Source organism: Streptomyces sp. R818 (assembly GCF_056172735.1).
Map to the genome: position 1 here is coordinate 1,461,642 of NZ_JAOCNE010000003.1, position 24,651 is coordinate 1,486,292.

19 protein-coding genes are annotated in these 24,651 nt (G+C 71.3%); 12 read left to right on the forward strand and 7 right to left on the reverse strand.

What is annotated here, in order from left to right:
• Nucleotides 1-125: 125 nt before the first annotated feature.
• Nucleotides 126-1,355: a GNAT family N-acetyltransferase gene (locus N5I75_RS11750; protein ID WP_476676644.1), complete on the forward strand. Its 1,230-nt coding sequence runs from the start codon at nt 126-128 to the stop codon at nt 1,353-1,355.
• Here the strand turns inward: N5I75_RS11750 and N5I75_RS11755 are convergent.
• Entirely contained in the window at nt 1,352-2,173 is an 822-nt protein-coding gene (locus N5I75_RS11755) for an Fpg/Nei family DNA glycosylase (protein ID WP_476676645.1), read from the reverse strand. The two genes, N5I75_RS11750 and N5I75_RS11755, sit on opposite strands and share 4 nt — an antisense overlap.
• Before the next feature lie 93 nt (nt 2,174-2,266).
• Nucleotides 2,267-2,749, reverse strand: a complete 483-nt coding sequence (locus N5I75_RS11760) for a ribose-5-phosphate isomerase (protein ID WP_476676646.1) — start codon at nt 2,747-2,749, stop codon at nt 2,267-2,269.
• Nucleotides 2,750-2,924: 175 nt separating this feature from the next.
• Here N5I75_RS11760 and N5I75_RS11765 point away from each other — a divergent pair, with 175 nt between their 5' ends.
• The gene (locus tag N5I75_RS11765) at nt 2,925-4,352 is read left to right on the forward strand and encodes an amino acid permease (protein ID WP_476676647.1); all 1,428 of its coding nucleotides are present in this window, start codon (nt 2,925-2,927) and stop codon (nt 4,350-4,352) included.
• Nucleotides 4,353-4,364: 12 nt separating this feature from the next.
• On the opposite strand, the gene N5I75_RS11770 is transcribed toward N5I75_RS11765, so the two are convergent.
• Nucleotides 4,365-6,104 carry a protein kinase domain-containing protein gene (locus N5I75_RS11770; protein ID WP_476676648.1) on the reverse strand — a complete coding sequence of 580 codons (1,740 nt, stop codon included), beginning with the start codon at nt 6,102-6,104 and terminating at the stop codon, nt 4,365-4,367.
• A gap of 162 nt (nt 6,105-6,266) precedes the next feature.
• Here N5I75_RS11770 and N5I75_RS11775 point away from each other — a divergent pair, with 162 nt between their 5' ends.
• The gene (locus N5I75_RS11775; RefSeq protein ID WP_476676649.1) at nt 6,267-7,016 is read left to right on the forward strand and encodes a hypothetical protein; all 750 of its coding nucleotides are present in this window, start codon (nt 6,267-6,269) and stop codon (nt 7,014-7,016) included.
• Between the two features lie 60 nt (nt 7,017-7,076).
• Nucleotides 7,077-8,420, forward strand: coding sequence for an FAD-binding oxidoreductase (locus tag N5I75_RS11780; protein ID WP_476676650.1), 1,344 nt, complete (start codon nt 7,077-7,079; stop codon nt 8,418-8,420).
• A 9-nt stretch (nt 8,421-8,429) separates the two neighbouring features.
• On the opposite strand, the gene N5I75_RS11785 is transcribed toward N5I75_RS11780, so the two are convergent.
• A complete protein-coding gene (locus N5I75_RS11785) occupies nt 8,430-9,035 on the reverse strand; it encodes a biotin transporter BioY (protein WP_476676651.1) in 606 nt (201 codons plus the stop codon).
• A gap of 282 nt (nt 9,036-9,317) precedes the next feature.
• Here N5I75_RS11785 and N5I75_RS11790 point away from each other — a divergent pair, with 282 nt between their 5' ends.
• The 5 genes from N5I75_RS11790 to N5I75_RS11810 all read left to right on the forward strand — a co-directional run bounded on the left by N5I75_RS11790 (nt 9,318) and on the right by N5I75_RS11810 (nt 13,859).
• Complete coding sequence (locus tag N5I75_RS11790) at nt 9,318-10,694, forward strand: amino acid permease (protein WP_476676652.1); 1,377 nt, start codon at nt 9,318-9,320, stop codon at nt 10,692-10,694.
• A gap of 310 nt (nt 10,695-11,004) precedes the next feature.
• A complete protein-coding gene (locus N5I75_RS11795) occupies nt 11,005-12,426 on the forward strand; it encodes an amino acid permease (protein WP_476676653.1) in 1,422 nt (473 codons plus the stop codon).
• A 175-nt stretch (nt 12,427-12,601) separates the two neighbouring features.
• Nucleotides 12,602-13,252 carry a superoxide dismutase gene (locus tag N5I75_RS11800; RefSeq protein WP_476676654.1) on the forward strand — a complete coding sequence of 217 codons (651 nt, stop codon included), beginning with the start codon at nt 12,602-12,604 and terminating at the stop codon, nt 13,250-13,252.
• 145 nt (nt 13,253-13,397) lie between these two features.
• Nucleotides 13,398-13,613: a hypothetical protein gene (locus N5I75_RS11805; RefSeq protein WP_476676655.1), complete on the forward strand. Its 216-nt coding sequence runs from the start codon at nt 13,398-13,400 to the stop codon at nt 13,611-13,613.
• Between the two features lie 33 nt (nt 13,614-13,646).
• Entirely contained in the window at nt 13,647-13,859 is a 213-nt protein-coding gene (locus N5I75_RS11810; protein ID WP_476676656.1) for a hypothetical protein, read from the forward strand.
• A 9-nt stretch (nt 13,860-13,868) separates the two neighbouring features.
• Here N5I75_RS11810 and N5I75_RS11815 read toward each other — a convergent pair whose 3' ends face one another.
• Nucleotides 13,869-14,510 (reverse strand): mycothiol-dependent nitroreductase Rv2466c family protein, encoded by a 642-nt coding sequence (locus tag N5I75_RS11815; RefSeq protein ID WP_476676657.1) that lies wholly within the window; start codon nt 14,508-14,510, stop codon nt 13,869-13,871.
• Nucleotides 14,511-14,712: 202 nt separating this feature from the next.
• Here N5I75_RS11815 and pepN point away from each other — a divergent pair, with 202 nt between their 5' ends.
• Together pepN and N5I75_RS11825 are read left to right on the forward strand one after the other, a co-directional pair.
• Nucleotides 14,713-17,292, forward strand: coding sequence for an aminopeptidase N (pepN, locus tag N5I75_RS11820; protein ID WP_476676658.1), 2,580 nt, complete (start codon nt 14,713-14,715; stop codon nt 17,290-17,292).
• A gap of 211 nt (nt 17,293-17,503) precedes the next feature.
• Nucleotides 17,504-18,601, forward strand: coding sequence for a hypothetical protein (locus tag N5I75_RS11825; RefSeq protein WP_476676659.1), 1,098 nt, complete (start codon nt 17,504-17,506; stop codon nt 18,599-18,601).
• Nucleotides 18,602-18,603: 2 nt separating this feature from the next.
• Here the strand turns inward: N5I75_RS11825 and N5I75_RS11830 are convergent, their stop codons facing one another.
• Together N5I75_RS11830 and N5I75_RS11835 are read right to left on the reverse strand one after the other, a co-directional pair.
• A complete protein-coding gene (locus tag N5I75_RS11830) occupies nt 18,604-20,364 on the reverse strand; it encodes a TIGR03767 family metallophosphoesterase (RefSeq protein WP_476676660.1) in 1,761 nt (586 codons plus the stop codon).
• Between the two features lie 215 nt (nt 20,365-20,579).
• Nucleotides 20,580-21,029 carry an NUDIX hydrolase gene (locus tag N5I75_RS11835; protein WP_476676661.1) on the reverse strand — a complete coding sequence of 150 codons (450 nt, stop codon included), beginning with the start codon at nt 21,027-21,029 and terminating at the stop codon, nt 20,580-20,582.
• A gap of 258 nt (nt 21,030-21,287) precedes the next feature.
• Between N5I75_RS11835 and N5I75_RS11840 the strand changes: the two genes are divergently transcribed.
• On the forward strand, nt 21,288-24,623 hold the full coding sequence (locus N5I75_RS11840; RefSeq protein WP_476676662.1) for a S8 family serine peptidase: 3,336 nt from the start codon (nt 21,288-21,290) through the stop codon (nt 24,621-24,623).
• Nucleotides 24,624-24,651: the final 28 nt, after the last annotated feature.

The window sequence follows — 24,651 nt, forward strand, 5'->3', positions numbered from 1 at the left end:
TCCACCGGGCCCGGATCTGTGCACGGGTGGTCCCACTTGTCCCCCTTTTCGGGCACACCCGGGCACGGGCCGCCGCCCGGGAAATTCGCTCGCTCTTGTCCGGCTCGTCCTGGTAGGGATGGCGCATGACGACCGACTTACGGGTGCTGCGCAAGGACGAGTTCGCGGCTTGGTACGGCCGGCTCGAGCTGGCTTTCGGCGGGGTCGCCGAGTCGCCGCAGGAGCGGCGGCTGTGGGACGACCTGACGGAGCTCGACCGTTCCGTCGGGGTGTGGGACGGCGCGGAGTGCGTCGGTACGGCAGGCGCGTTCACGTTCCGGGTCGCGGTTCCGGGCGGCGCGTTCGTGGACGCGGCGGGCGTGACGATGGTGAGCGTCGCGGCGACCCACCGCAGGCGCGGCATCCTCACGTCGATGATGCGCCGCCAGCTCGACGACGTACGGGCCTGGGGCGAGCCCCTCGCCGTCCTCACCGCCTCCGAGCCCGCCATCTACGGCCGGTTCGGCTACGGCGCGGGTACCCGGCAGGCGGGCCTGACCATCGACTCCACGCGCGTGCGCATCGACGCCCCGGCCGGGGCCGACGACGTGACGCTGCGGTTCGTCGACGCCGCCGAGGCGGCCGAGCGGTGCGAGGCGGTGTACCTGCGCACGATCGGCACGCGGCCCGGGATGCTCGCGCGGACGCCCGGCTGGGAGCGGCTGCCGCTGCTCGACGCGCCGGAGGAGCGGGGCGGGGCGTCGCCGCTGCTGTGCGTCGTCGCCGAGCGGGGCGGGGAGACGGCCGGCTTCACCCGCTTCCACAACAAGCCGGAGTCGGAGTGGGCCGGGCCGAAGGGCCGCGTCCGGGTGCGGGACGTCACGGCGCTCGACCCGGCGGCGTACGCGGCGCTGTGGCGGTTCCTGTGCGACATCGACCTGACGGTCACCGTGGAGGCCCGCAACCGGCCCGTGGACGATCCGGTGCTCTCCCTCGTCTCCGACGTCCGGCGGTGCGAGGTGCGGGTGCGGGACTCGATGCACGTACGTCTGGTGGAGGTCGGGGCGGCCCTCGAAGCGCGTACGTATCTCACGCCCGTGGACGTGGTCCTCGAGGTGGAGGATCGCTTCTGTCCCTGGAACAGCGGGCGGTGGCGGCTGTCCGGTGACGCGAAGGGCGCGTCCTGCGAGCGTACGGAGGAGGCCGCCGATCTCGCCCTGTCCGTGCGGGAGCTGGGCGCCGCCTACCTCGGTGACGTGTCACTGGCCGAGCTGGCCGGGGCCGGGCGCGTGCGTGAGCTGCGTGAGGGCGCGCTGGCGGAGGCGACGGTGGCGTTCGGGTCGCCGGTCGCGCCGTGGCTCCAGCACGGGTTCTAGCGCTTGCCGGGGCCCGGCTGGCAGGCCGGGCACCAGAAGAGGTTGCGGGCCGCCAGCTCCGCCGTGCGGATCTCCGTGCCGCAGAGGTGGCAGGGGTGCGGCGCGCGCCGGTAGACGTAGACCTCGCCGCCGTGGTCGTCGACGCGCGGCGGGCGGTTCATCGCCTCGGGCGTGTGCTCGGGGCGGACCGTGTCGATGCGGTTCAGGCGGACGCCCTCGCGCATCAGGATGCGCAGGTCCTCCCAGACGGCCATGAACGCGTCGCGGGTCACGTCCTTGCCGGGGGTGTACGGGTCGATGCCGTGGCGGAAGAGGACCTCGGCCCGGTAGACGTTGCCGACGCCCGCGATCACCTTCTGGTCCATCAGCAGCGCGGCGATCGTCGTACGGCTGCGGGAGATGCGCGCGTAGGCCCTGGCCGGGTCGGCGTCCGGGCGCAGCGGGTCGGGGCCCAGGCGGTCGTGTATCGCCTGCTTCTCGGCGTCCGTGATCAGGGCGCAGGCCGTGGGGCCGCGCAGGTCCGAGAAGGACGTCTCGGTGAGCAGGCGCAGGCGGACGGTGGCCGTGGGCGGCGGGGCGGGGGTGTCGCCGAGGGTGTACTTGCCGAACAGGCCCAGGTGGATGTGGACCCAGTCGGCTTCGCCGAAGCCCAGGAACAGGTGTTTGCCGTGGGCTTCCGTGCGGGTGAGTTCTTGGCCGGTCAGGAGTGCGGCCGCGTCGGAGAACTTGCCCTGGGGGCTGCTCACCTGGATTTGCTGCCCGATGAAGCGTTCTGCGTGGTCCTGGGCCAGGCGGTGGATCGTGTGGCCCTCAGGCACGGCTTTCCTCTCGGGGCGGGCATGGTTGTCGGGCGTCGAGGTGCGGGACACGGGGCTCTGCCCCGGACCCCGCTCCTCAAGCGCCGGAGGGGCTTAATTGGGGTGGTGCGGCGGGATCGGGGGGAGTTCGCCCGTTTCCTCGTAGTGCGACAGCATGTCGATGCGGCGCTGGTGGCGTTCCTCGTTCGAGTACGGGGTGGCCAGGAAGATTTCGACGAACTTCGTCGCCTCGTCCTGGGTGTGCATCCGGCCGCCGATGGAGATCACGTTCGCGTTGTTGTGCTCGCGGCCGAGCGCGGCGGTCTGCTCGCTCCAGGCCAGCGCCGCGCGGACGCCCTTGACCTTGTTCGCGGCGATCTGCTCACCGTTGCCCGAGCCGCCGATCACGATGCCGAGGGCGTCGGGGTCCGCCGCCGTCCGCTCCGCGGCGCGGAGGCAGAACGGGGGGTAGTCGTCCACCGCGTCGTAGATGTGGGGTCCACAGTCGACGGGCTCGTGGCCGTGGGCCGTGAGCCATTCGACCAGGTGGTTCTTGAGTTCGTAGCCGGCATGATCCGAGCCGAGGTACACGCGCATGGGTCCGAGTGTGGCACGCCGGGCGCCGGGTGGCCGCGACCGGGGGCGGCAGCATGGTCACCAGGACGTGAAGGCGATGTAAGCAAGGCAACAATCCGGATTCAGGTCTTCCGTCCCGCACGTGTCCGCGCTTTGAATGCCAGGGCTCGTACCCCGAGAACCTAAGGATCCGTTCATGACCTCGCAGTCATCCCTTGCGACGGAAGACGCTCCGCCCGGCGGCCCCGACGGGTCGGGAGGTGGCGGCGGCCTGCAGGCAGGGCTGAAGAACCGCCATCTGTCGATGATCGCCATCGGTGGTGTGATCGGCGCCGGCCTCTTCGTCGGCTCCGGCTCCGGCATCGCTGCGGCCGGGCCCGCCATCCTCGTCTCGTACGCCCTCGTCGGCGCCATGGTCGTGCTGGTCATGCGGATGCTCGGCGAGATGGCCGCGGCCCGGCCGACCTCCGGCTCCTTCTCCGCCTACGCCGACCAGGCGCTCGGGCGCTGGGCCGGGTTCTCCATCGGCTGGCTGTACTGGTTCTTCTGGGTCGTGGTGCTCGCCGTGGAGGCGACCGCCGGGGCGAAGATCCTGAACGGCTGGATACCGGGCGTGCCGCAGTGGGGCTGGGCGCTGATCGTGATGGTCGTGCTCACCGCGGTGAACCTGGCTGCGGTCGGCAGCTACGGCGAGTTCGAGTTCTGGTTCGCGGGGATCAAGGTCGTCGCGATCGGCGCGTTCGTGATCGTCGGTCTGCTGGCGGTCTTCGGCGTGCTGCCCGGCTCGGACAACCCGGGCAACGGGTTCAGTCATCTCACCGACTCGGGCGGCTTCTTCCCCGAGGGGCCCGGCGCCATCCTGACCGGTGTCCTCATGGTCGTCTTCTCCTTCATGGGCAGCGAGATCGTCACGCTCGCCGCCGGTGAGTCGGAGGACCCGCAGAAAGCCGTCACCCGCGCGACCAACTCCGTCATCTGGCGCATCGGCATCTTCTACCTCGGCTCGATCTTCGTCGTGCTGACGCTGCTGCCGTGGAACGACGCCTCGATCGTCAAGGACGGCAGCTACGTCGCCGCGCTCAACTCCATCGGCATCCCGCACGCCGGGCAGGTCATGGACGTCATCGTGCTGACCGCCGTCCTGTCGTGTCTGAACTCCGGGCTCTACACCGCCTCCCGCATGGCGTTCTCGCTCGGGCAGCGCGGCGACGCGCCGAAGGCGTTCGCGCGGACGACGTCGCGGGGCGTGCCGCGTGCCGCGATCCTCGGCTCGGTCGTCTTCGGGTTCCTCGCCGTCTGGTTCAACTACCAGTGGCCGGACACCGTCTTCGACTTCCTGCTCAACTCCTCCGGCGCCGTCGCGCTGTTCGTGTGGCTCGTCATCTGCTTCACGCAGCTGCGGATGCGCGGCATCATCCTGCGCGAGCAGCCGGAGAAGCTCGTCGTGAAGATGTGGCTGTTCCCGTACCTGACCTGGGCGACGATCGCGATGATCTCGTTCGTGCTCGTCTACATGCTGACCGACGACGCCGGGCGCGAGCAGGTGGTCCTCTCGTTGCTGGTGGCCGTCTTCGTGGTCGCGTTCTCGCTCGTACGGGAACGGGTGCGGCCCCGCGTCAAGTGACGCACCGCGGCGTCAGGCGCTGGAGGGGCCGAGCACGGTGAAGGTGCGCTTCACCTGCTCGTAGACCTTCCGCGCCTGGCTCTGCGTCGCCGGGCGGTACCAGGTGCCGATCTGGTAGGACTGCGCGCCCTGTTCGAAGCCGAGGAGTTCGGCGTGCCAGCGCTCGCCCTTGAGGGTGAAGAGGTACTCCCAGACGACGGCGGGGCGGCCCCTGAACGTCGTCCGGTCCAGACGGATCTTCTCGTAGTCCTGGCCCTGGTGGGCGTTGAGCTCCGCCTTCTTCCAGGTCGCGTAGAGGTCGTCCTTGGCGAGCGCCGACTGGGCGACGAGTTCCTGGGTGCCGTCCGGTGACGTGTAGTGCACCTCGGACGCCGTCTTCACCACCCGCTCCCAGCCCTTCGGCGGCACCCACGCGTATCCGGCCTCGCGCCGTGAACCGGGGGGCAGGGACGGGGAGTTGCCCGGGGCGCGCGAGGTGCCCTCGACGGTGGGCGGCGGGGAGGTCGCCGTCGCTCCCCCGCCACCCGCCTTCCCGCCGGGTGAGTCGTTCCCCGGCAGCGTGAGCGCGAGGGCCGCGGCGACGCCCGCGGCCAGCACGCCGACGAGGGCGATGAGGGGGCCGCGGCGGCGGGGGCCCGGCCGGGCCGGGGCGGGCGGTCCGAGGAGGTCGCCGCCGTTCGGGGGCTGTGCGGGGCGGGTGGGGGCTTCGGAGGCGCCGTCCGGCACGGATCGGGTGGGGTGGGGTTCGGATCCGGGGTGGGGTTCGGACCCGGGCTGAGACTGCTCGGGCGCGGGCTGGGGCTCGACTCGCGGCTCGGGCCCGAGCTCCGCCCCGGGCACGCGCCCACCGTCCGGCCCGGGCGTCTCCGTCGGCGTCCCCCCGGACGGCCGGCGCAGGCCGATGTCGAGGGTGTGGGTCCTGGAGGGCTCGGGCGGCGGTGCGGGCGGAGGGACGGGCTGGGTCGTCGGGGTGAGCGCGTCCAGGATCGTGTCCAGGTCGGGGCGGTCCTCCGGCTCCTTGGCCAGCAGGGCCGCGAGAAGGGGCCCGAGACGGCCCGCCTCGGCCGGGAGCCGCGGCTCCTCGTAGAGGACGGCGTGGAGCGTGGCCAGGGTCGTGTCGCGGCTGAACGGGGAGCGGCCGCCGAGCGCGGCGCACAGGGTCGTGCCCAGGGACCACAGGTCGGAGGGCGGGCCCTGCGGGCGGCCCGCGACCCGTTCGGGCGCCATGTAGTCGGGCGAGCCGACGAGCATGCCGACCATGGTCAGGGCCGTCGTGTCCTGGATCGCGGCGATGCCGAAGTCGGTGAGCATGACGCGGCGCCGCCCGGCCCGCTCCAGCATCACGTTGCCCGGTTTGATGTCGCGGTGCAGGACGCCGCCCGCGTGCACCGGGACCAGCGCCTCGGCCAGGCCCCGGCCGATCTCCGCGACCGCGTCCACGCCGAGCGGGCCGTCCTCGACGAGCACCTGTTCCAGGGAGCGGCCGTCGACCAGCTCCATCACGATCCACAGGCGTTCGCCCTCGTCCACGACGTCGTAGACGCGCACCACGTTGGGGTGGTCGATGCGGGCCGTCGCGCGCGCCTCGCGCAGAGTGCGCTCGCGGCGGGTGCGCTGGTCCTCCGGGTCGAGCCCGTCGATGCGCATCTCCTTGACGGCGACGGGCCGGTCGAGCATCTCGTCGACCGCCCGCCACACGCGCCCCATTCCACCCTGGCCTATGTGTTCGTCCAGGCGGTAGCGCGCTGCCACCACCAGTCCCTGTACGCCTCCGCTCGCATTTCCTGGCAATCGACTGCACCCCCGGAACACGACACCCAGAATCGACACATCGCGCCGTCCCAGCATAGTGGGGAGAAATCTTGTGGTACCTCTTCAAGTACTGCGAATTCGGATGACCCGGGGGGGACGGACATGAATACAGGGCGTCAGGCCAAAATAACGGGGACACTGCTCACCGCGACGATCTCGACGGTGATGATCCTGCCTTTCACGGCGACCGCCGACGAGACGCCGAGCAGCAGTCAGGGCGGCAAGGCCATGGACAAGGCGCCTTCCGGCACCGAGCTGACCACGGGGCTCTCCGAGAAGATCTCGGTCGACAATGCGACCGAGGAGACGAGCGATCTCGTCGCGAGCGTCAGCAATCAGGGAACCAAGGACAGCGGCAAGGTAAATCTTCTCGTCGTCGGTTTCGACGGAATGGCGATCAAGGCGGTGCCGGGCTGCACCGCGATCGGCACGGCCGATCTCCCCGAGGGCTCGAACTCCGGATTCACCTGCCCGATCGACAATATCGCCGCCGGGAAATCGCGCTCGTACAAAGTCGCCGCGACCTTCGATCTGTCGAAAACCGGAAAGGTCTGTCTGCCGGTCGAGAGCGCGGACGGCAAGCGGCGGTACTGGCAGCAGGGTCCCGTCCCGTTCGGTACGACGAGCCCCTCGCCCAACGCGCCCGTCACCCCGCTGCTCCTCGGCACCGAGAACAAGCCCGCGTCCCCGGCCGGGGACCGGAGCGGCGGCGGCAAGGGCGACGACCAGGAGAAGACGCTGCCGTCGACGGGCGCCGGGCGCGACGTGCTGCCGCTCGGTGCGGCGGGCGCGGCGCTGATCGCCGCCGGTGGCGCCGGGTGGTGGTGGTCCTCGCGCAGGCCGACCGCCTGACCCGACCGCCCGGGTAAAACCTGACGGCGGTTGTCATGTTTCGCGGGGACAGTACGCCCCATGACGACACCGCGCCCCACCTCCGACACCGCCCGCACGCTCCGCCCCGGCGACCCTGGGTACGACGACGAACTCGCCGGGTTCCAGACGGGGTTCGCCCAGCGGCCCGACGTGATCTACGCCGCGTCCGGCCCCGACGACGTACGGGCCGCCGTCCGCCACGCGGCGGCCGGGCGGCTCCCCGTCGGCGTCCAGGCGACGGGCCACGGCCTGCCCGGCGCCGCCGACGGCGGAGTCCTCATCAGTACGCGGCGGATGGACGAGGTCACCGTGGACCCGGGAGCCCGCACCGCGCGGGTCGGCGCCGGGGCCCGCTGGGGCGCCGTCGCCGAGGCGGCCGCCGCGCACGGGCTCGCCCCGCTGAACGGGTCGGCGCCGAGCGTCGGCGTCGTCGGCTACGTCCTGGGCGGCGGGCTCGGCATCCTCGGGCGGGAGTTCGGCTACACCGCCGACCACGTGCGCTCCGTCGACGTCGTGACCGCCGACGGCACCGCCCGGCACGTCACCGCCGGCAGCGACCCCGAGCTGTTCTGGGGCCTGCTCGGCGGCGGCGCCCAGCTCGGCGCGGTCACCGCGCTGGAGGTGGGGCTCGTGCCCGTGACCCGCCTCTACGGGGGTTTCCTCGCTCACGACGGCCGGGCCACCGACCCCGCGGACCTCCTGCGCGCCTACACGGACTGGACGGCGACGGTCCCGGAGGCCCTCACCTCCTCGCTCGCCGCGCTCGTCCACCCGGACCTGCCGCAGCTCCCGCCGCATCTGCGCGGGCGGTACGTGGTCTCGGTGCGGATCGCGTTCACCGGCGGCGCGGAGGAGGGCGAGCGGCTCGTGGCGCCGCTGCGCGCCGCGCTCGGGCCCGCCGTCGCGGACACGCTGCGCGAGATGGAGTACGGCGAGAGCCACACGATCCACAACGACCCGGCCTTCCCGCACGCGTACTACGGGGACAGCGTGTTCCTGGACGATCTCGACGTCACCGCCGCCGCCGGACTGCTCGCCCTGTGCGGGCCCGCCGCCGACGCGATGCACGTCGTCCAGCTCAACCACCTCGGCGGCGCCCTCGCCCGCCCCGCGCCGAACGCGGTGCCCTACCGGGACGCGGGCTGGCTGGTGCGGATCCTGTCGCCGCTTGACGGATCGTCGAAGGAGGCGGCGCGGGCACATCACGCCCGCGCCTTCGGCACCGTCGCCCCCCACACGCTCGGGCGGTCGCTCAACTTCGCCTTCGGCGGCGGCGACCGAGGCGACGGGCTGTACGACGCGGGAACGCGGAAGAGGCTCGCCGGACTGAAGGCCGCGTACGACCCGGCGAACCTCTTCCGGAGGAACTACGACCTCGGCTGAACCGGCCGCTTACTTGTCGGCGAGCTTCCAGGCGGTGGGCAGCGCGCCCATCGCCAGGGCCGCCTTCACCGCGTCGCCGATCAGGAACGGGGTGAGGCCCGCGGCGATCGCCGCCGTCAGGCTCATGCCGGTCGAGAGGGCGAGGTAGGGGACGCCGATCGCGTAGATGATCGCCTCGCCGAGCACCATCGTGCCGACCGTGCGCAGCGCCGAGCGGTCCCCGCCGCGACGGGCCAGGGCGCCGACGACGGTCGCGGCGAGCAGCATGCCGAGCACGTAGCCGAACGACGGCATCGAGGCGCCGGAGCCGCCCTCGGCGAACCACGGCATGCCCGCCATGCCCGCGAGCGCGTACAGGGCGATGGAGAGGAAGCCGCGGCGGGCGCCGAGCGCGGTGCCGACGAGGAGCGCGGCGAAGGTCTGCCCGGTGACCGGCACCGGCGAGCCCGGCACGGGGACCGCTATCTGCGCGGCGATGCCGGTGAGCGCGGCGCCACCGACGACCAGCGCCGCACTTTTCACAACAACGGCGGACTTGGTGCGGGAAGCGGGGAGGAGATCGGCCAGGACCTTGCCCGGCCGGGCGACTGCTGCGGTGGAGGTGGCGGTGCTCATGGGGACTCCGCGTATCTGTGGGCGCCTTGCGGGCGGGCAGGGTGGGACTCCGTGACGCTATCCCAGGGCGGTCGGGCCGATCACGGTCACCGCTCGACAAAGGGTCGGGCCGCCACTTGGTGGGCTCCGTACAAAGATCCGTGCGTACACCTCGTGCGGGGTGATGCTCGTCACTGACGACATGGGTAGTCACAGGCCGTTTTGCGGTACGGGGCACCCGGCGGGGAGACTGTAGGTTCCCGCCAATTCATCCGTAAGTCCCGAGAGCCGGCCGATCACCCCATGCACGACCACGTCGCCCCTGTCGATACCGAAGAACCTCTTTCCGGCGGACTGAAGCAGCGCCATCTGACCATGCTCGGCCTCGGCGGCGTCATCGGCGCGGGCCTGTTCGTCGGGTCGGGCGCCGGGATCGCGGTCGCCGGGCCCGGGATCGTCGTCTCGTACCTGATCGCGGGCGCGCTCGCGATGTGCGTGATGCGGATGCTCGGCGAGATGTCGGCGGCGCTGCCCGCGTCCGGTTCGTTCTCGGTGCACGCGGAGCGGGCGCTCGGGCGGTGGGCCGGGTTCAGCGCGGGATGGCTGTACTGGTTCATGCTGGTGGTCGTGCTCGCCGTCGAGGCGACGGGCGCCGCGCAGATCGCGAACGGCTGGGTGCCGGGCGTACCGCAGTGGGCGTGGGTGCTGCTTTTCATGATCGTGTTCACGGCGACGAACCTGGCCGCCGTGAAGAACTTCGGCGAGTTCGAGTTCTGGTTCGCGACGCTCAAGGTCGTCGCGATCATCGCCTTCCTGGCCCTCGGCACGCTGGCGATCTTCGGGCTGCTCCCCGACACGGACGCGGTCGGCCTCTCCCATCTGACCGGCGACGGCGGGTTCCTGCCGCGCGGCTGGCAGGGCGTCGTCTCCGGGGTGCTCGCGGTCGTCTTCGCGTTCGGCGGCCTGGAGGTCGTCACGATCGCGGCGGCGGAGTCCGAGGACCCGGTGCGGTCGGTGGCGCGGGCGGTGCGCAGCGCGGTCTTCCGCATCCTGTTCTTCTACGTCGGCTCGATGCTGGTGATCGTGACGGTGCTGCCCTGGACGGCGCAGAAGGCGGGCATCAGCCCGTACGTCACCGTCCTGGACTCCGTCGGGGTGCCGTCGGCGGGGCAGATCATGAACATCGTCGTCTTCGTGGCGCTGCTCTCGGCCCTCAACGCGAACCTCTACGGCTCCTCCCGCATGATCTTCTCGCTCGCCGAGCGCGACGAGGCGCCGAAGGGGCTGCTGAAGGTGGCGGGCGGGGTGCCGCGCAGGGCGGTGCTCGCGTCGGTGGCGTTCGGGTTCGTCTCCGTGCTGCTCAATCTGGAGTGGCCGGACACCGTCTTCCTCTACATGCTCAACTCGGTCGGTGCCGTGCTGCTGTTCGTGTGGGCGCTGATCGCCGCCTCGCAGTTGCGGCTGCGGCGCCGCCTGGAGGCCGAGGCGCCCGAGCGGCTCGTGCTGAAGGTGTGGGCGTTCCCGTGGCTGACCTGGGCGGCGCTCGCGGCGATGGCCGCGGTGTTCGGGCTGATGCTGACCGACGCCACGGCGCGGCCGCAGCTGCTGTGGTCGACGGGGGCGACGGCGGTGGTGCTGGCGGTCGCGGGCGTGCGGGAGCTGCGGGCGCGGCGGCTCTGAGCACGGCGCCGGGCTCGCGGGCCGTGGCCCAGAGGGGACACCGGTGGGTCGCTCGTGGGGCGTGGTGGCCCACAGAGGCCATCGGGAGACAGGTGTCTTGACCGGCCCGCGACCCGTCGCGGAGCATCGGGCCTCACAGCTCGTGAACGTCACAGGTCGTGAACGTCCGCGTCGCTTTGTGTGAGCTTCGTGTCCGTATAACGGAAACGTGTTCCCACTGAGCGGTGCGTCCGCTCAGACTGTGGCGGTTTTATGTGGGCCTTATGGGGCCGACACCCTCCCCGTCTCAGCGACTGAACAGGGCTTATCCATGTCTCGGACGTCCGCGCAGCCACCCGCCGAAGATACGGCCGTCGCGTCGCCCGGCGCCCAGCCGACCGACGCGCCGTCGCTCTCGCCCGGCCTCAAGCAGCGCCATCTTTCCATGATCGCGCTGGGCGGCGTGATCGGCGCCGGTCTCTTCGTCGGCTCCGGCACCGCCATCGCGGCGGCCGGTCCCTCGATCATCCTCGCGTACGCGATATCGGGCGCCCTCGTCATGCTCGTGATGCGCATGCTCGGCGAGATGGCGGCGGCGTACCCGGCGTCGGGCTCGTTCTCCGTGCACTCCGAGCGGGCGATCGGGCCGTGGGCCGGGTTCACGGCGGGCTGGGCGTTCTGGTTCCTGCTGTGCGTCGCCGTCGGCCTGGAGGGGATCGGCGCGGCGGGCATCGTGCACGGCTGGATCCCGGGCGTGCCCGAGTGGGCCTGGGTCGCCGTGTTCATGGTGCTGTTCACGGGGACGAACCTGGCGGCGGTGAAGAACTTCGGCGAGTTCGAGTTCTGGTTCGCGGCGCTCAAGGTGGGCGCGATCGCGCTCTTCCTCGTCATCGGCGTCCTGGCGATCTGCGGTGTCCTGCCGGACGTCGACGCGCCCGGCATGTCCAACCTCACCGGCAACGGCGGCTTCATGCCGAACGGCACGGAGGGGCTGATCGTCGGCCTGCTCGCCTCCGTGTTCGCGTACGGCGGCCTGGAGACCGTCACCATCGCCGCCGCCGAGTCCGAGCACCCGATCCAGGGCGTCGCCAAGGCGGTCCGTACGGCGATGTGGCGGATCGCGCTGTTCTACGTCGGCTCGATGGCGGTCGTCGTGGTCCTCCTGCCGTGGACCGCGGAGGAGATCCCGACCAAGGGCCCGTACGTCGCGACCCTCGACCACCTGGGCATCCCGGGGGCCGGGCAGATCATGAACGTGGTCGTCCTCGTCGCGCTGCTCTCCGCGATGAACGCCAACATCTACGGCTCCTCGCGCATGGCCTCCTCGCTGGTCGCCCGCGGCATGGGTCCGAAGGTCATCGGCAAGGTCTCCGGCGGGGTGCCGCGCGTCGCCGTGCTGCTCTCGGCGGCGTTCGGGTTCGTGTGCGTGCTGCTCAGCTACTGGCGCCCCGACGACGTCTTCGCCTGGCTGCTCAACACCATCGGCGCGATCATCCTCGTCGTCTGGTTCTTCATCGCCTTCTCGCAGCTGATCCTGCGCCGCAAGCTGGAGCGCGAGGCGCCCGAGAAGCTCGTCGTGAAGATGTGGGCGTACCCGTACCTGACGGTCGCGGCGCTCGTCGCGATGGTCGTCGTCTTCGTCCTGATGGCCCGTGAGCACGACACGCGGGTGCAGCTGTACTACACGGGCGGCCTGACGATCGTCCTCGCCGTCATCGGCTACGTGCGTCAGCGCCAGGCCGAGAAGAAGTAGCGGCGCTCGCCTCGAAGGGCCCCGGAGCACACGCTCCGGGGCCCTTCGCGTGCGCGGCGCGGCCCAGGTCCAAGGGCTGATCAACTCCGGGGACTTCCTGCTGTTAGCCTGCACTTGCACATTGGTTGCAATAAGCTCTGCATGGCAACACCTTCAGCCGGAGGACTCGGACGACATGGCGATCTACACGCTTCCTGAACTCCCGTACGACTACGCGGCGCTCGAACCGGTCATCAATCCGCAGATCATCGAGCTGCACCACGACAAGCACCACGCGGCGTACGTGAAGGGCGCGAACGACACCCTCGAACAGCTCGCCGAGGCACGCGACAAGGAGGCGTGGGGCACGATCAACGGCCTGGAGAAGAACCTGGCCTTCCACCTCTCCGGCCACATCCTGCACTCGATCTACTGGCACAACATGAACAGCCCCAAGGACGGTGGCGGCGGCGAGCCGCTCGCCGCGGACGGGGTCGGGGACCTCGCCGACGCGATCACCGAGTCCTTCGGCTCGTTCGCCAAGTTCAAGGCGCAGCTCACGAAGGCGTCGGCGACGACGCAGGGTTCCGGCTGGGGCGTCCTCGCCTACGAGCCGCTCTCCGGGCGCCTCATCGTCGAGCAGGTCTACGACCACCAGGGCAACGTCGGCCAGGGCTCGACCCCGGTCCTCGTCTTCGACGCCTGGGAGCACGCCTTCTACCTGCAGTACAAGAACCAGAAGGTCGACTTCATCGAGGCCATGTGGCAGGTCGTCAACTGGCAGGACGTCGCGAAGCGGTACGCGGCCGCGAAGGAGCGCACGAACAGCTTGCTGCTCGCCCCCTGACGGGGGCGCGCCGCCTCATACGCCCCGCCTCGTGATCGTCTTCTCAACCTTCACGCCGGGCGGGCGGCCGAAAAGACAGCCCCCCGCGAGGACGTGACTCGCGGGGGGCTGTCGGTATGCGCGGTTCCGGTGGAATGTGTCGCCCATGACCGTCGCCTCGAAGCACTGCCCCAACTGTGGAAACAGCATCCAGAAGTTCCGCACGCTCACCGCCGACGAGCTGACGTCCGTCGCCGCCACGGTGGGGCGCGGGCGGGCGGACGCCTGGAACTACCGGCGCTGTTCGCACAAGGGCTGCCTGCGCGTCCAGCGGCACTTCAAGGCCGACGACGGTTTCAACCTGCCCGAGTCCTTCCGCTGACCCGGAGAGGCCTGATCCAGAGGGGGAGACGCCATGGCCCGCAAGATGAAGCTGCCGTGCGAGACCTGCGGGGGCGACGAGACGCACCACCAGCTGGACAAGGACGAACAGCGCAAGCTGGTGAAGGCCGCCGGGGTGAAGCACCCCCACGAGTTCTGGATGTGCGACGGCGACGACGGGGACTGCCGGAACCTGCGGACCGGCTTCGACAAGCGCCCCTTCGGCGGCGGCCCCCGCAGGATCTGACAGCCGGGCTCAGTCGAAGACCGGGCCCTGGGTGCGGGTGCGCTTGATTTCGTAGAAGCCCGGGACCGAGGCGACGAGGAGCGTGCCGTCCCAGAGCTTCGCCGCCTCCTCGCCCTTGGGCGCGGGCGTGACGACGGGGCCGAAGAAGGCGATCTGGTTGCCGTCCGCGCCGGGGACCGCGATGACCGGGGTGCCGACGTCCTGGCCGACGAGGTCGATGCCCTCCTTGTGCGAGGCGCGCAGCTCGGCCTCGTACTTGGTGCCGTCCCAGTGGTCGAGCAGGGACGCGGGCAGGCCGACCTCGTCGAGGGCGCCGGCGACGGCCTCCTTGGTCGGGCCCTGGCCCTGGTTGTGGATCCGGGTGCCGAGCGCCGTGTAGAGGTCGCCGAGGACCTCCGCGCCGTGCTCCTGCTGCGCCGCGATGACGACGCGGACCGGGCCCCAGGCCTGGGTGCGCATCATCTCCTGGTACTCCTCGGGGAGCTCCTCCAGGCGCGGCTCGTTCAGTACGGCGAGGCTCATCAGGTGCCAGCGGACCTTGATGTCGCGGACCTTCTCGACCTCCAGGACCCAGCGCGACGTCATCCAGGCCCAGGGGCAGAGCGGGTCGAACCAGAAGTCGACGGGGGTCTTCTCGTCCACAGCGGACATTGCTCTCCTCGGAAGTCACGGGATCACCGGGCTGTCTTGCCTGCGGCAACGCGACCCGGGCCCTGCGCATTCCCGGGTGCCCGGCGCGGGAGCCGCGTGCGAGGATCGTAGGCGTTCGAACGGCCCCACAAGGGCCCGGACAGGCCCGTACAGGTCAGGCCACATCAGAACGCCACGAAGAACGTCACGAAGGAGTGCCGCCGTGCCCGGAGAGAATCTGTCCCGCGACGAGGCCCGCGAGCGGGCGGGTCTGCTGTCCGTCGACGGGTACGAGGTCGCGCTCGACCTGCGCTCCGCGGTCGGCGAGGCCACCGGCGACGGGCCGCGCACCTTCCGCTCCCTGACCACGATCCGGTTCCGCGCGAACGAGCCGGGCGCCTCGACCTTCGTCGACCTCATCGCCCCGTCCGTCACCGCCGTGTCCCTGAACGGCGAGGACCTCGACCCCGCCGCCGTGTTCGACGGCAGCCGCATCCACCTGGAGCGCCTGGCCGAGGAGAACGAGCTGGTCGTCGACGCCCAGTGCGCCTACTCCCGCACCGGCGAGGGCATGCACCGCTTCGTCGACCCCGAGGACGGCGAGGTCTACCTCTACACCCAGTACGAGCCCGCCGACGCCCGCCGCGTCTTCGCCACCTTCGAACAGCCCGACCTCAAGGCTCCGTACCGCTTCAGCGCACAGGCCCCCGAGGGCTGGACCGTCTGGTCGAACGGCGTCGGGGAGCTGACCGACGGCGTCTGGCGCTTCGCCGAGACCAAGCCGATCTCCACGTACATCACGGCCGTGGTCGCGGGCCCGTACCACTACGTGACGGACACCTACGAGCGGACCCTCGACGACGGCTCGAAGCTGGTCGTGCCGCTCGGCGCCATGTGCCGCAAGGGCCTCGCCCCCTACTTCGACGCGGACGACGTCTTCCTCGTCACCAAGCAGGGCCTCGACTTCTTCCACGAGAACTTCGACTACCCCTACCCCTTCGGCAAGTACGACCAGGCGTTCGTGCCCGAGTACAACCTCGGCGCGATGGAGAACCCGGGCATGGTCACCTTCCGCGAGGAGTTCATCTTCCGCGGCAAGGTCACCCAGGCGTCCTACGAGCGCCGGGCCAACGTGATCCTGCACGAGATGGCCCACATGTGGTTCGGCGACCTCGTCACCATGCAGTGGTGGGACGACCTGTGGCTGAAGGAGTCCTTCGCCGACTTCATGGGCTCGTTCTCGATGGTCGAGGCGACCCGCTTCACCAACGGCTGGATCACCTTCGCCAACAACCGCAAGGCGTGGGCGTACCGCGCCGACCAGCTCCCGAGCACCCACCCGGTCACCGCGGACATCCGCGACCTGGAGGACGCGAAGCTCAACTTCGACGGCATCACCTATGCCAAGGGCGCGAGCGTCCTGAAGCAGCTCGTCGCCTACGTCGGGCGGGACGCCTTCCTCGAAGGGGCGCGCCGCTACTTCAAGCGCCACGCGTACGGGAACACGCGCCTGGGCGATCTGCTCTCGGTCCTGGAGGAGACGAGCGGGCGCGACATGGGGACGTGGGCGCGCTCCTGGCTCCAGACCGCCGGGGTCAACTCCCTCACCCCGCAGGCGATCCTGAACGGCGAGGGCCGGATCACCGAACTGGCCGTGGTCCAGGAGGCCGCCGAGTCCCACCCCGAGCTGCGCCCGCACCGGGTCGCGGTCGGCCTGTACCGGCGCTCCCCCGACGGCGCGCTGGAGCGCTACGCGCGCGCCGAGGTCGACGTCGAAGGACCGCGCACCGTCGTCACCGAGCTGGCCGGGGCCGACGCCCCCGAGCTGATCCTCGTCAACGACGACGACCTCACCTACTGCAAGATCCGCTTCGACGAGACCTCCCTCGCCACGCTCCGCGAGCGGCTCGGTGACATCACGGACCCCCTGGCCCGCGCCCTGTGCTGGTCCGCGCTGTGGAGCCTGACGCGGGACGCGCTCATGCCGGCCCGTGACTTCGTCGACCTCGTCCTGCGGTTCGCCGGGCGGGAGTCCGACATCGGCGTGCTCCAGATGCTGCACGCCTGGGCCCGCTCCGCGCTCACCCACTACGCGGTGCCGGAGTGGCGCGAGGAGGGCGGGCGGCTGCTCGCCGAGGGCGCCCTGCGCGAGCTGCGCAACGCCGAACCCGGCAGCCAGCACCAGCTGACCTGGGCCCGGTTCTTCACGTCCGTCGCGTCGAGCCCGGCCGACCTCCAGCTCCTGGAGGGCCTGCTCGCGGGCAGCGCGAAGATCGACGGCCTGGAGATCGACCAGGAGCTGCGCTGGTCGTTCCTGGACACCCTCGCCACGTACGGCGCCGCCGACGAGGCGCTGCTCACCGCCGAACTGGCCCGCGACGACACCGCGTCCGGCAAGCGCCACCAGGTGCGCTGCCTGGCCGCGCGCCCCTCGCAGGCCGTGAAGGCGCAGGCGTGGGCGCAGGTCGTGGAGTCCGACGCGCTGTCGAACGCGCTGGTGGAAGCGGTCATCGCCGGGTTCCAGCAGCCGTCCCAGCGCGCTCTCACCGCGCCCTACGCGGAGAAGTACTTCGACGTCATCGAGCACGTCTGGCAGGAGCGCTCGATCCAGATCGGCATGGACGTCGTACGCGGTCTGTTCCCGGCGTTCCAGGACAGCCCGGAGACCCTGGAGCGGACCGACGCGTGGCTCGCCGCCCACGAGGACGCGGCGCCCGCGCTGCGCCGCCTCGTCCTGGAGGCGCGGGACGACCTGGCGCGCGGGCTGCGCGGACAGGCGTGCGACGCGACGGCCGCGCGGTAACAAGGGTGACGCGCGGCGCCGGGTTGACGGACACCCGGCGCCGCGCCGTTCGCCGAGTGTTACCGAATGTGGGTATGACTGCCCGTAACCCGTCTGCCGCCTGGCCCTTTCGGCACTCCAACGCCCGGACTTTAGGGCGAACTTGTCCGGTTTTGTCGACGGCCTTGTAACAGCGGTTAGCGGAGGCGCCCGGTCCGGGAAGGTCCGGGGCATGAACCACGACACCTCCCCGGTCACCCCCGCCGCCTCCGCCACGCCGGCCCCGCTCTCCGCCCGCCCCCTCGGCCACCTGGCCGGCTCCCAGCGGCGCGTCATGAGCGCGGCCCAGCTCAAGGCCCACGGGGTCACCGCCGCCGCGGCGCAGGAGCAGTGCCGCCCCGGCGGGCCCTGGCAGCGGGTCCTGCCCGGGGTGTTCCTCCTCCACCCGGGACCGGCCACCGGCGACGAGCGGCTGCACGCGGTGCTCCTGTACGCGGGCCGCACCCAGGAGAACCGCGCCCAGCCCCGCCGCACGGGCGGCGTCCCGGCCCAGCCCCTCACCGGGGAGGACCACTGCGCGCCGTACACCGAGGCCATGGTCACCGGGCTCGCGGCGCTCGCCCTGCACGGGTTCGTCTCCGCTCCCCCGCTGCTCTCGCTCGACCACGTCGACGTCCTCGTACCGCGCACCCGGCGGCTGCGCTCCACCGACTTCGCCCGTCTGGTCCGCACGACCGCGCTGCCGACGCCCCTCCAGCTGAACGGAGTGCCGGTCGCTCCCGTGCCGCGCGCCCTCGCGGACGCCATCGGGCAGCTCTCCGACGCGTCCGCCGTACGCCGGCTGCTTACGGAGGCGGTGCGGGGCGGGTACTGCGAACCGGCGTCCGTCGTCCGCGAGTTGACGCAGGCCCGGCTGCTGACCCGGCCGCACGTCGTGGACGCCGTGGACTCGCTGCTCGCGGAGGGGCGGGCCATCGCCGAGGACCGGCTGTACCGCATGGTCGTCGAGTACGGGCTTCCCGACCCGCTGTGGAACGTGGACCTGCGCCTGCCCGGCGGCCCGCACCTCGGCGGCGTCGACGCGTACTGGCCCGAGCACGCCGTCGCCGTGGAACTGGACACGCGTGCGCCGCGCCAGGACGAGGACGCGCTGTGGAGCGAGTACGCCCGCAAGCGCGAGTACCTGGAGCGGCTCGGGATCACCGTCGTGCACCTCACGCCGCGCAAGCTGCGCGAGGCGCTCGAACAGCAGGCGGCCGTGGTGCGCACGGCGCTGATGGCGGCGGACGACCGGGACCCGGCGGCGTACGTCGTGGTCCTTCCCCGCTAGGTTCAGCCCTTCTTCAGGACCAGTTCCGTGTTGCGGTCGCCCGGGGTGCCGGAGAGGGTCGCGCGGGATCCCGGGGCGTTGAAGGAGAGTTCGCGGTAGAGGGCGGCGAGGCCGGTCTGGCTGAGGTCGGTGACGTCGGCGCGGTGCGGGGCGGCGGACTCGATGCAGGTGGTGAAGAGGGAGAGCGTGCCGTCGTGGTTGTCGGCGATCTCGATGATCCGGGCGAGCTGGGGGAAGTCCACGTGGGAGGCGGTGGAGACCTCCCAGTAGCCGCCGGTGCCGTCCTCGCCGGGGTGCGGGGTGATGGCGTTCTTGTGGCTGTGCCCGTTGACCCAGGCGAGGACCGGGCGGTGGCGGGCGAGGACGCGGGCGAGCTCCTTGCCGCCGTGGCGCCGCTCGCCGGGGTGGTGGGGGTCCTCGCGAAGGTTGCGCATCGACTTGCTGGTGTGGTGCGAGAAGACGACGACGTGGTCACCGTTCTTCTCGGCCGATGTCAACTGGGCCACCAGCCAGCGCAGTTGGCTCGTTCCGAGCGAGCCCTCGTAGTGGCCGCCGGGGTCGGTCGTGTCGAGGCTGATGCCGAGCACGTCGTCCGAGATGCGGAACGTGTAGTACTGGGTGACGGCGGCGAGGTTGGCCTGCGTGTACCCGTGGCCGACCGGGCCGGGGCCCGTGTGCGCCGGGTCGAGGTGCGCGGCCAGGTACTCGGCGGGGGTGAACGGGGCGCGGGCCTCGTCCGGGGTGACCCGGCGCATCGCCCGCGCATTGCTCCGGAGGAGGTCGCGGAAGGCGCCGCCCTTGGGGTCGCCGCCGTGCTTGACGTTGTCCCAGATCGCCTTGCCCGCCGAACCCGGCAGCTCCATGAGCTTGCGCCCGCCGACGGCGAACTCGGCGAAGAAGGAGTCGCCGGGCGCGTAGCAGCCGCCGGGCAGCGCGTCGTGGTTGCCGACCGTGGAGTACCAGGGGAGGTTCAGCCCCGGGCTGCGGAGTTCGGCGATGGCCGCCGCGAGGAAGCCGGGGATGCGCGGGAAGCCGTGGCCCTGCTTGTCGGCGTCGCGCCGGTCGGAGTCCGGCTGCCAGTAGAGGGGCACGCCGCTGTTCTGGACGCCCTCGTAGTGGCGCGGATCGCCGCTGTTGGGGGTGATGCGCCCGCCGCTCATCGTCTTGAGGAACCAGTCGAGCTCGGTACGGGAGTTGTTGTCCGTGTTGTCGCCGGTCGTCATGACGAAGTGGAGCGGGGACGCGGTGACGGGCGCGCCGCGCAGCGCGTTGACCCGCTCGACGAGCGACACGGCGCCCGCGACCGACAGCGCCTCCTGCGGGCGCCAGGCGCTGGCGGTCTGGGCGCGCAGGTACTCGTAGCGCAAGGGGTGCTGGACGTCGACCAGGTGCAGGTCGGTGAATTGCACGAACGCGGCGAGCGCGGTGCGGCGGGCCTCGCGGCCTGAGCGGGCGGACGTCAGCTCGGAGCGGACGACGCGCTGCCAGGCCGGTCCGTCGCCGAGCTTGCGGTAGCCGGACCCGGCCGGTCCGGTGGCGACGGAGGCGAGGGTCGTGCCGCGCGTGTACGGCAGGAGCGGGGCCGCGGGCGCGCGGCGGGAGGAGAGGGTGCGGGCGGGCGCGGGCCCCGCGGCGGCGGCGGAGCCGCCCGGCGCGAGGGCGTAGCCGAGTCCGGCGGTGAGCGTCGCCGCGCCGGTCGCGGCCAGGAGCGTACGGCGGTCGAGTGCGGCGGCTGCTTTGGTGACAGAGCGTAGGCGCGACATGGCGCGGTCTCCCCGGGTGCGAACGCGTCGACAGTGGCGTACTGGATCGTTGGCAGCGGGGGTGGCGTGCGCGTGAACGGGGACGCAACGCGCAGCGCAGATCGCGGTACGTGGATCACCGGGCGCGGTCGGAGGCCCCGGGTTGTCATGCGCGGGGAGGAACTCACCCCCCGCGCCGTCACCCTGAGTTCACTTTTCAGGGAAGAGAACGCCTCTCAGAGGGACAGGTGTCCCGACGGCGGGCGCTCGCGCCACAGCCGCAGGCCGACGTCGACGAGTTCGACGCGCGGCAGGCCGTCCACGGCGGCGAGGTCGTGCCAGGCGGCCATGTCCGTGGAGCCGTTCTCCTCGTGGCGCAGGATGCCGCCGGTGACGGTGGCCTCGTAGACGAGGCGCAGGCCGTGGAAGTCGGCGACCGTGCCGAGCTTGCGGGGGTAGCGGCGCAGGACGGTGTCGACGCCGAGGAAGGTGACGGGGTCGACGGTGTAGCCGGTCTCCTCGTCGACCTCGCGGACGACCGTGTCGTAGGGGTCCTCGCCGTGGTCCATGCCGCCGCCGGGCAGGGTCCAGCGCTTGCTGCCGTCCCCGGCGACCCAGCGGGCGAGCAGGATCCGTCCGTCGCGCACGCACACGGCGTACGCCGCCACCCTCAGCTCTTTGTGCATCCCCCGACGCTAACGGAGAGTTCGAGCTCTCCACCGAGGGTTCGGGGACGGGCCGGATTACGTCCGGTTAGCGACTGGTTCGTCCCCGATGGCGTATGGCGGAAGTACGCCATGGCTCCATCCCGTCTCGGGCAACTCTCCCCAAACTATGTGCACTTAGATAAAGCTGAGCGGTCATCGGGCACCGAATTCCGGAGCCGTACGAACATTCTTCACGCACCACACCCTCGTTGTCCCACTTCACGTACAGGGATGCTGATGACCCCCGATCCCCAGCGAGCACCCATATCCGGTGCGAGACGCGCGGCCCGGCTCGCGGCCGCCGCAGGTCTGGTGGCCGCGCTCACCGCGGCCGGGCCGATACCCATGGCCTTCGCCGCCGACGCAGACACGGCAGGCACCACTCCGTCCGCCGACCCCGCCGTCAAGGCCGCCAGTGAGAAGCTCGGCGCGCACGACGCGCAGCTCCTCGCCGACGCGAAGGCCGACGGCGAGAAGAACGTGACCCTCATGGTCGCGACCGCCCCGGGCGCCACCGAGCAGGTGGCGAAGCAGCTCGACGCGGTCAAGGGCGGCTCCGTGGGCCCCACCTACGACAAGCTCGGCTACGTCCGGGCGACCGTGCCGACCGGTAAGGCCGACGCCGCCATCAAGGCGGCCGAGAAGCTCTCCTCCGTGCACGGCATCGACCTGCGCCAGGAGATTCAGCTCGACGACCCGACCCCGGCGGGCGACCGTGCGAAGGGCGCGGCGAAGAAGGGCAGCGGCACGTACGGGGCTCCGGGCAAGAACACCCCGGCGAAGAACCCGTACAACCCGTCCTTCGAGACGGGCGCGGTCGACTTCGTGCAGGACAACCCGAAGGCCGACGGCCGCGGGGTCACCATCGGCATCCTCGACTCCGGCGTCGACCTCGGCCACCCGGCGCTGCAGAAGACCACGACCGGCGAGCGCAAGATCGTCGACTGGGTCACGGCGACCGACCCGATCGTGGACAGCGACGGCACCTGGCGCCCGATGGTCACCTCGGTGACCGGGCCGACGTTCACCGCGGGCGGCCGTACGTACAAGTCGGCGGCGGGCACCTTCGGCTTCAGCACGTTCGCCGAGTCCGCGACGACCGGCGGCGACGCCAAGGGCGACCTGAACCGCGACGGCGACACCACCGACAAGTGGGGCGTCCTCTACGACGCGAAGGCCGGCACCGTCACCGTCGACCTGAACGACAACGGCGACTTCACCGACGACACCCCGATGAAGCCGTACAAGGACGGCTACCAGATCGGGTACTTCGGCAAGGACGACCCGAAGACGGACGTCGTCGAGCGCGTCCCGTTCGTGGTGGAGATCCGCAAGGACGTCCCCATGGACCCGTACGGCGGTGACTGGGTCGGGCAGAAGCGCGACTTCGTCAACATCGGCGTCATCGAGTCCGAGCACGGCACGCACGTCGCGGGCATCACCGCCGCCAACGCGCTGTTCGGCAACAAGAAGATGAACGGTGCCGCGCCCGGCGCCAAGCTCGTCTCCTCGCGCGCCTGCACCTGGTCCGGCGGCTGCACCAACGTCGCGCTGACCGAGGGCATGATTGACCTCGTCGCCAACCGCGGCGTCGACATCGTCAACATGTCGATCGGCGGCCTTCCCGCGCTGAACGACGGCAACAACGCGCGCTCCGAGCTGTACACCCGCCTCATCGACACCTACGGCGTCCAGCTCGTGATCTCCGCGGGCAACTCGGGCCCCGGCGCCAACACCATCGGCGACCCCGGCCTCGCCGACAAGGTCATCTCGGTGGGTGCCTCGATCTCCAAGGAGACCTGGGCCGCCAACTACGGCTCCCAGGTCGAGAAGCGTTATGCGATGATGCCGTTCTCCTCGCGCGGCCCGCGTGAGGACGGCGGCTTCACCCCGACCATCACCGCGCCCGGCGCGGCGATCAACACGACGCAGACCTGGCTGCCCGGCTCCCCGGTCGCCGAGGCGGGCTACTCGCTCCCGGCCGGCTACTCGATGCTGCAGGGCACGTCGATGGCATCCCCGCAGGCCGCGGGTGCTTCGGCGCTGCTGCTCTCCGCCGCGAAGCAGAAGCACATCGCGCTGGCCCCGGCGAAGCTGCGCACCGCGCTGACCTCGACCGCGAACCACATCAAGGGCGAGCAGGCGTACGCCGAGGGCTCCGGCCTCATCGACATCGAGGACGCCTGGCGCTCCATCCGCCTCGGCGCGAACGCCCACACGTACACCGTGAAGGCGCCCGTCGACACCGCGATCGACTACGCGCTGAAGACGCCGGGCTTCGGCACCGGCATCTACGACCGCGAGGGCGGCCTCAAGGCCGGGCAGGCGAAGACCTACGACGTGACCATCACGCGTACGTCGGGCTCCTCGAAGCCGGTCCTGCACACGCTGTCCCTGAAGAACAACGAGGGTGACACCTTCCGCGTCGTCGGCTCGCGCCTCGTCCTGCTGCCGCTGAACAAGGCCGTCACCGTCAAGGTGCAGGCCAAGCCGGGCTCCGCCGGGCTGCACAGCGCCATCCTGGAGGTGAACGACCCGCTCACCACGGGCGTCGACCAGCAGGTCATGGCGACCGTCGTCGTCTCCGCGCCGCTGGCCAAGCCGTCGTACTCCTTCACCGCCAAGGGCTCGGTGCAGCGCAACAGCACCACGTCCTACTTCCTGACGGTCCCCGAGGGCGCCAAGGCGCTCCAGGTGCGGATGAGCGGGCTGAAGGCCACCAGCCAGACCCGCTTCATCTCCATCCACCCGTACGGTGTCCCGGTCGACGAGACGTCCACGCCGAGCTGCTACCCGAACTACGAGAACCCGGCCAACACCTGCCGCCCGGACCTGCGTTCGTACGCGGACCCGCAGGCCGGTGTCTGGGAGATCGAGGTCGAGTCGCGCCGTACGTCGCCGCTGCTCGACAACCCGTACACCCTGGACGCGTCGGTCCTCGGCGCCACCTTCGACCCGGCGGTGCAGACGCTGCCCGAGGCGAAGGTCGGTGCCCCGGCCGCCGTGAACTGGAAGGTCACGAACAACTTCGCGGCCATCAACGGCGGGAAGCTCGAAGGCGGTCCGCTCGGCTCGTCGAAGTCCGACCGTCCGTCCATCGCGAACGGTGCCACGCAGACCTCGACCGTCGAGGTGCCCGCGGGCGCCGAGAAGCTCGACGTCTCCATCGGCAACGTCTCCGACCAGGCCGCCGACCTCGACCTGACCGTCTACGACGCGGCCGGCAACCAGGTCGCGCAGTCCGCCGACGGTGACTCCGAGGAGGCCGTCAGCATCGCGAAGCCGGCCGCCGGCACGTACACGATCGAGGTCGCGGGCTACTCGGTGCCGTCCGGCTCGACCGCGTACGACTACGTCGACGTGTTCTACTCGCCGTCCCTCGGCACGGTGAAGGTCGACGACACCAAGACCGTGACCCTGGCCAACGGCGCGTCCACGAACGTGGCCGCCGAGGTCACCGCCGCGGCCGCCGCGCCGGAGGGCCGCGAGTTCTTCGGTGAGGTGCGGCTGGTGAACGAGCGCGGGGTCGCCGCGGGCGTCGGCAGCGTGAAGATCGAGAAGGTCACCGAGTAAGCGGGCCGGTGGCTTGAGCACGGGGGCG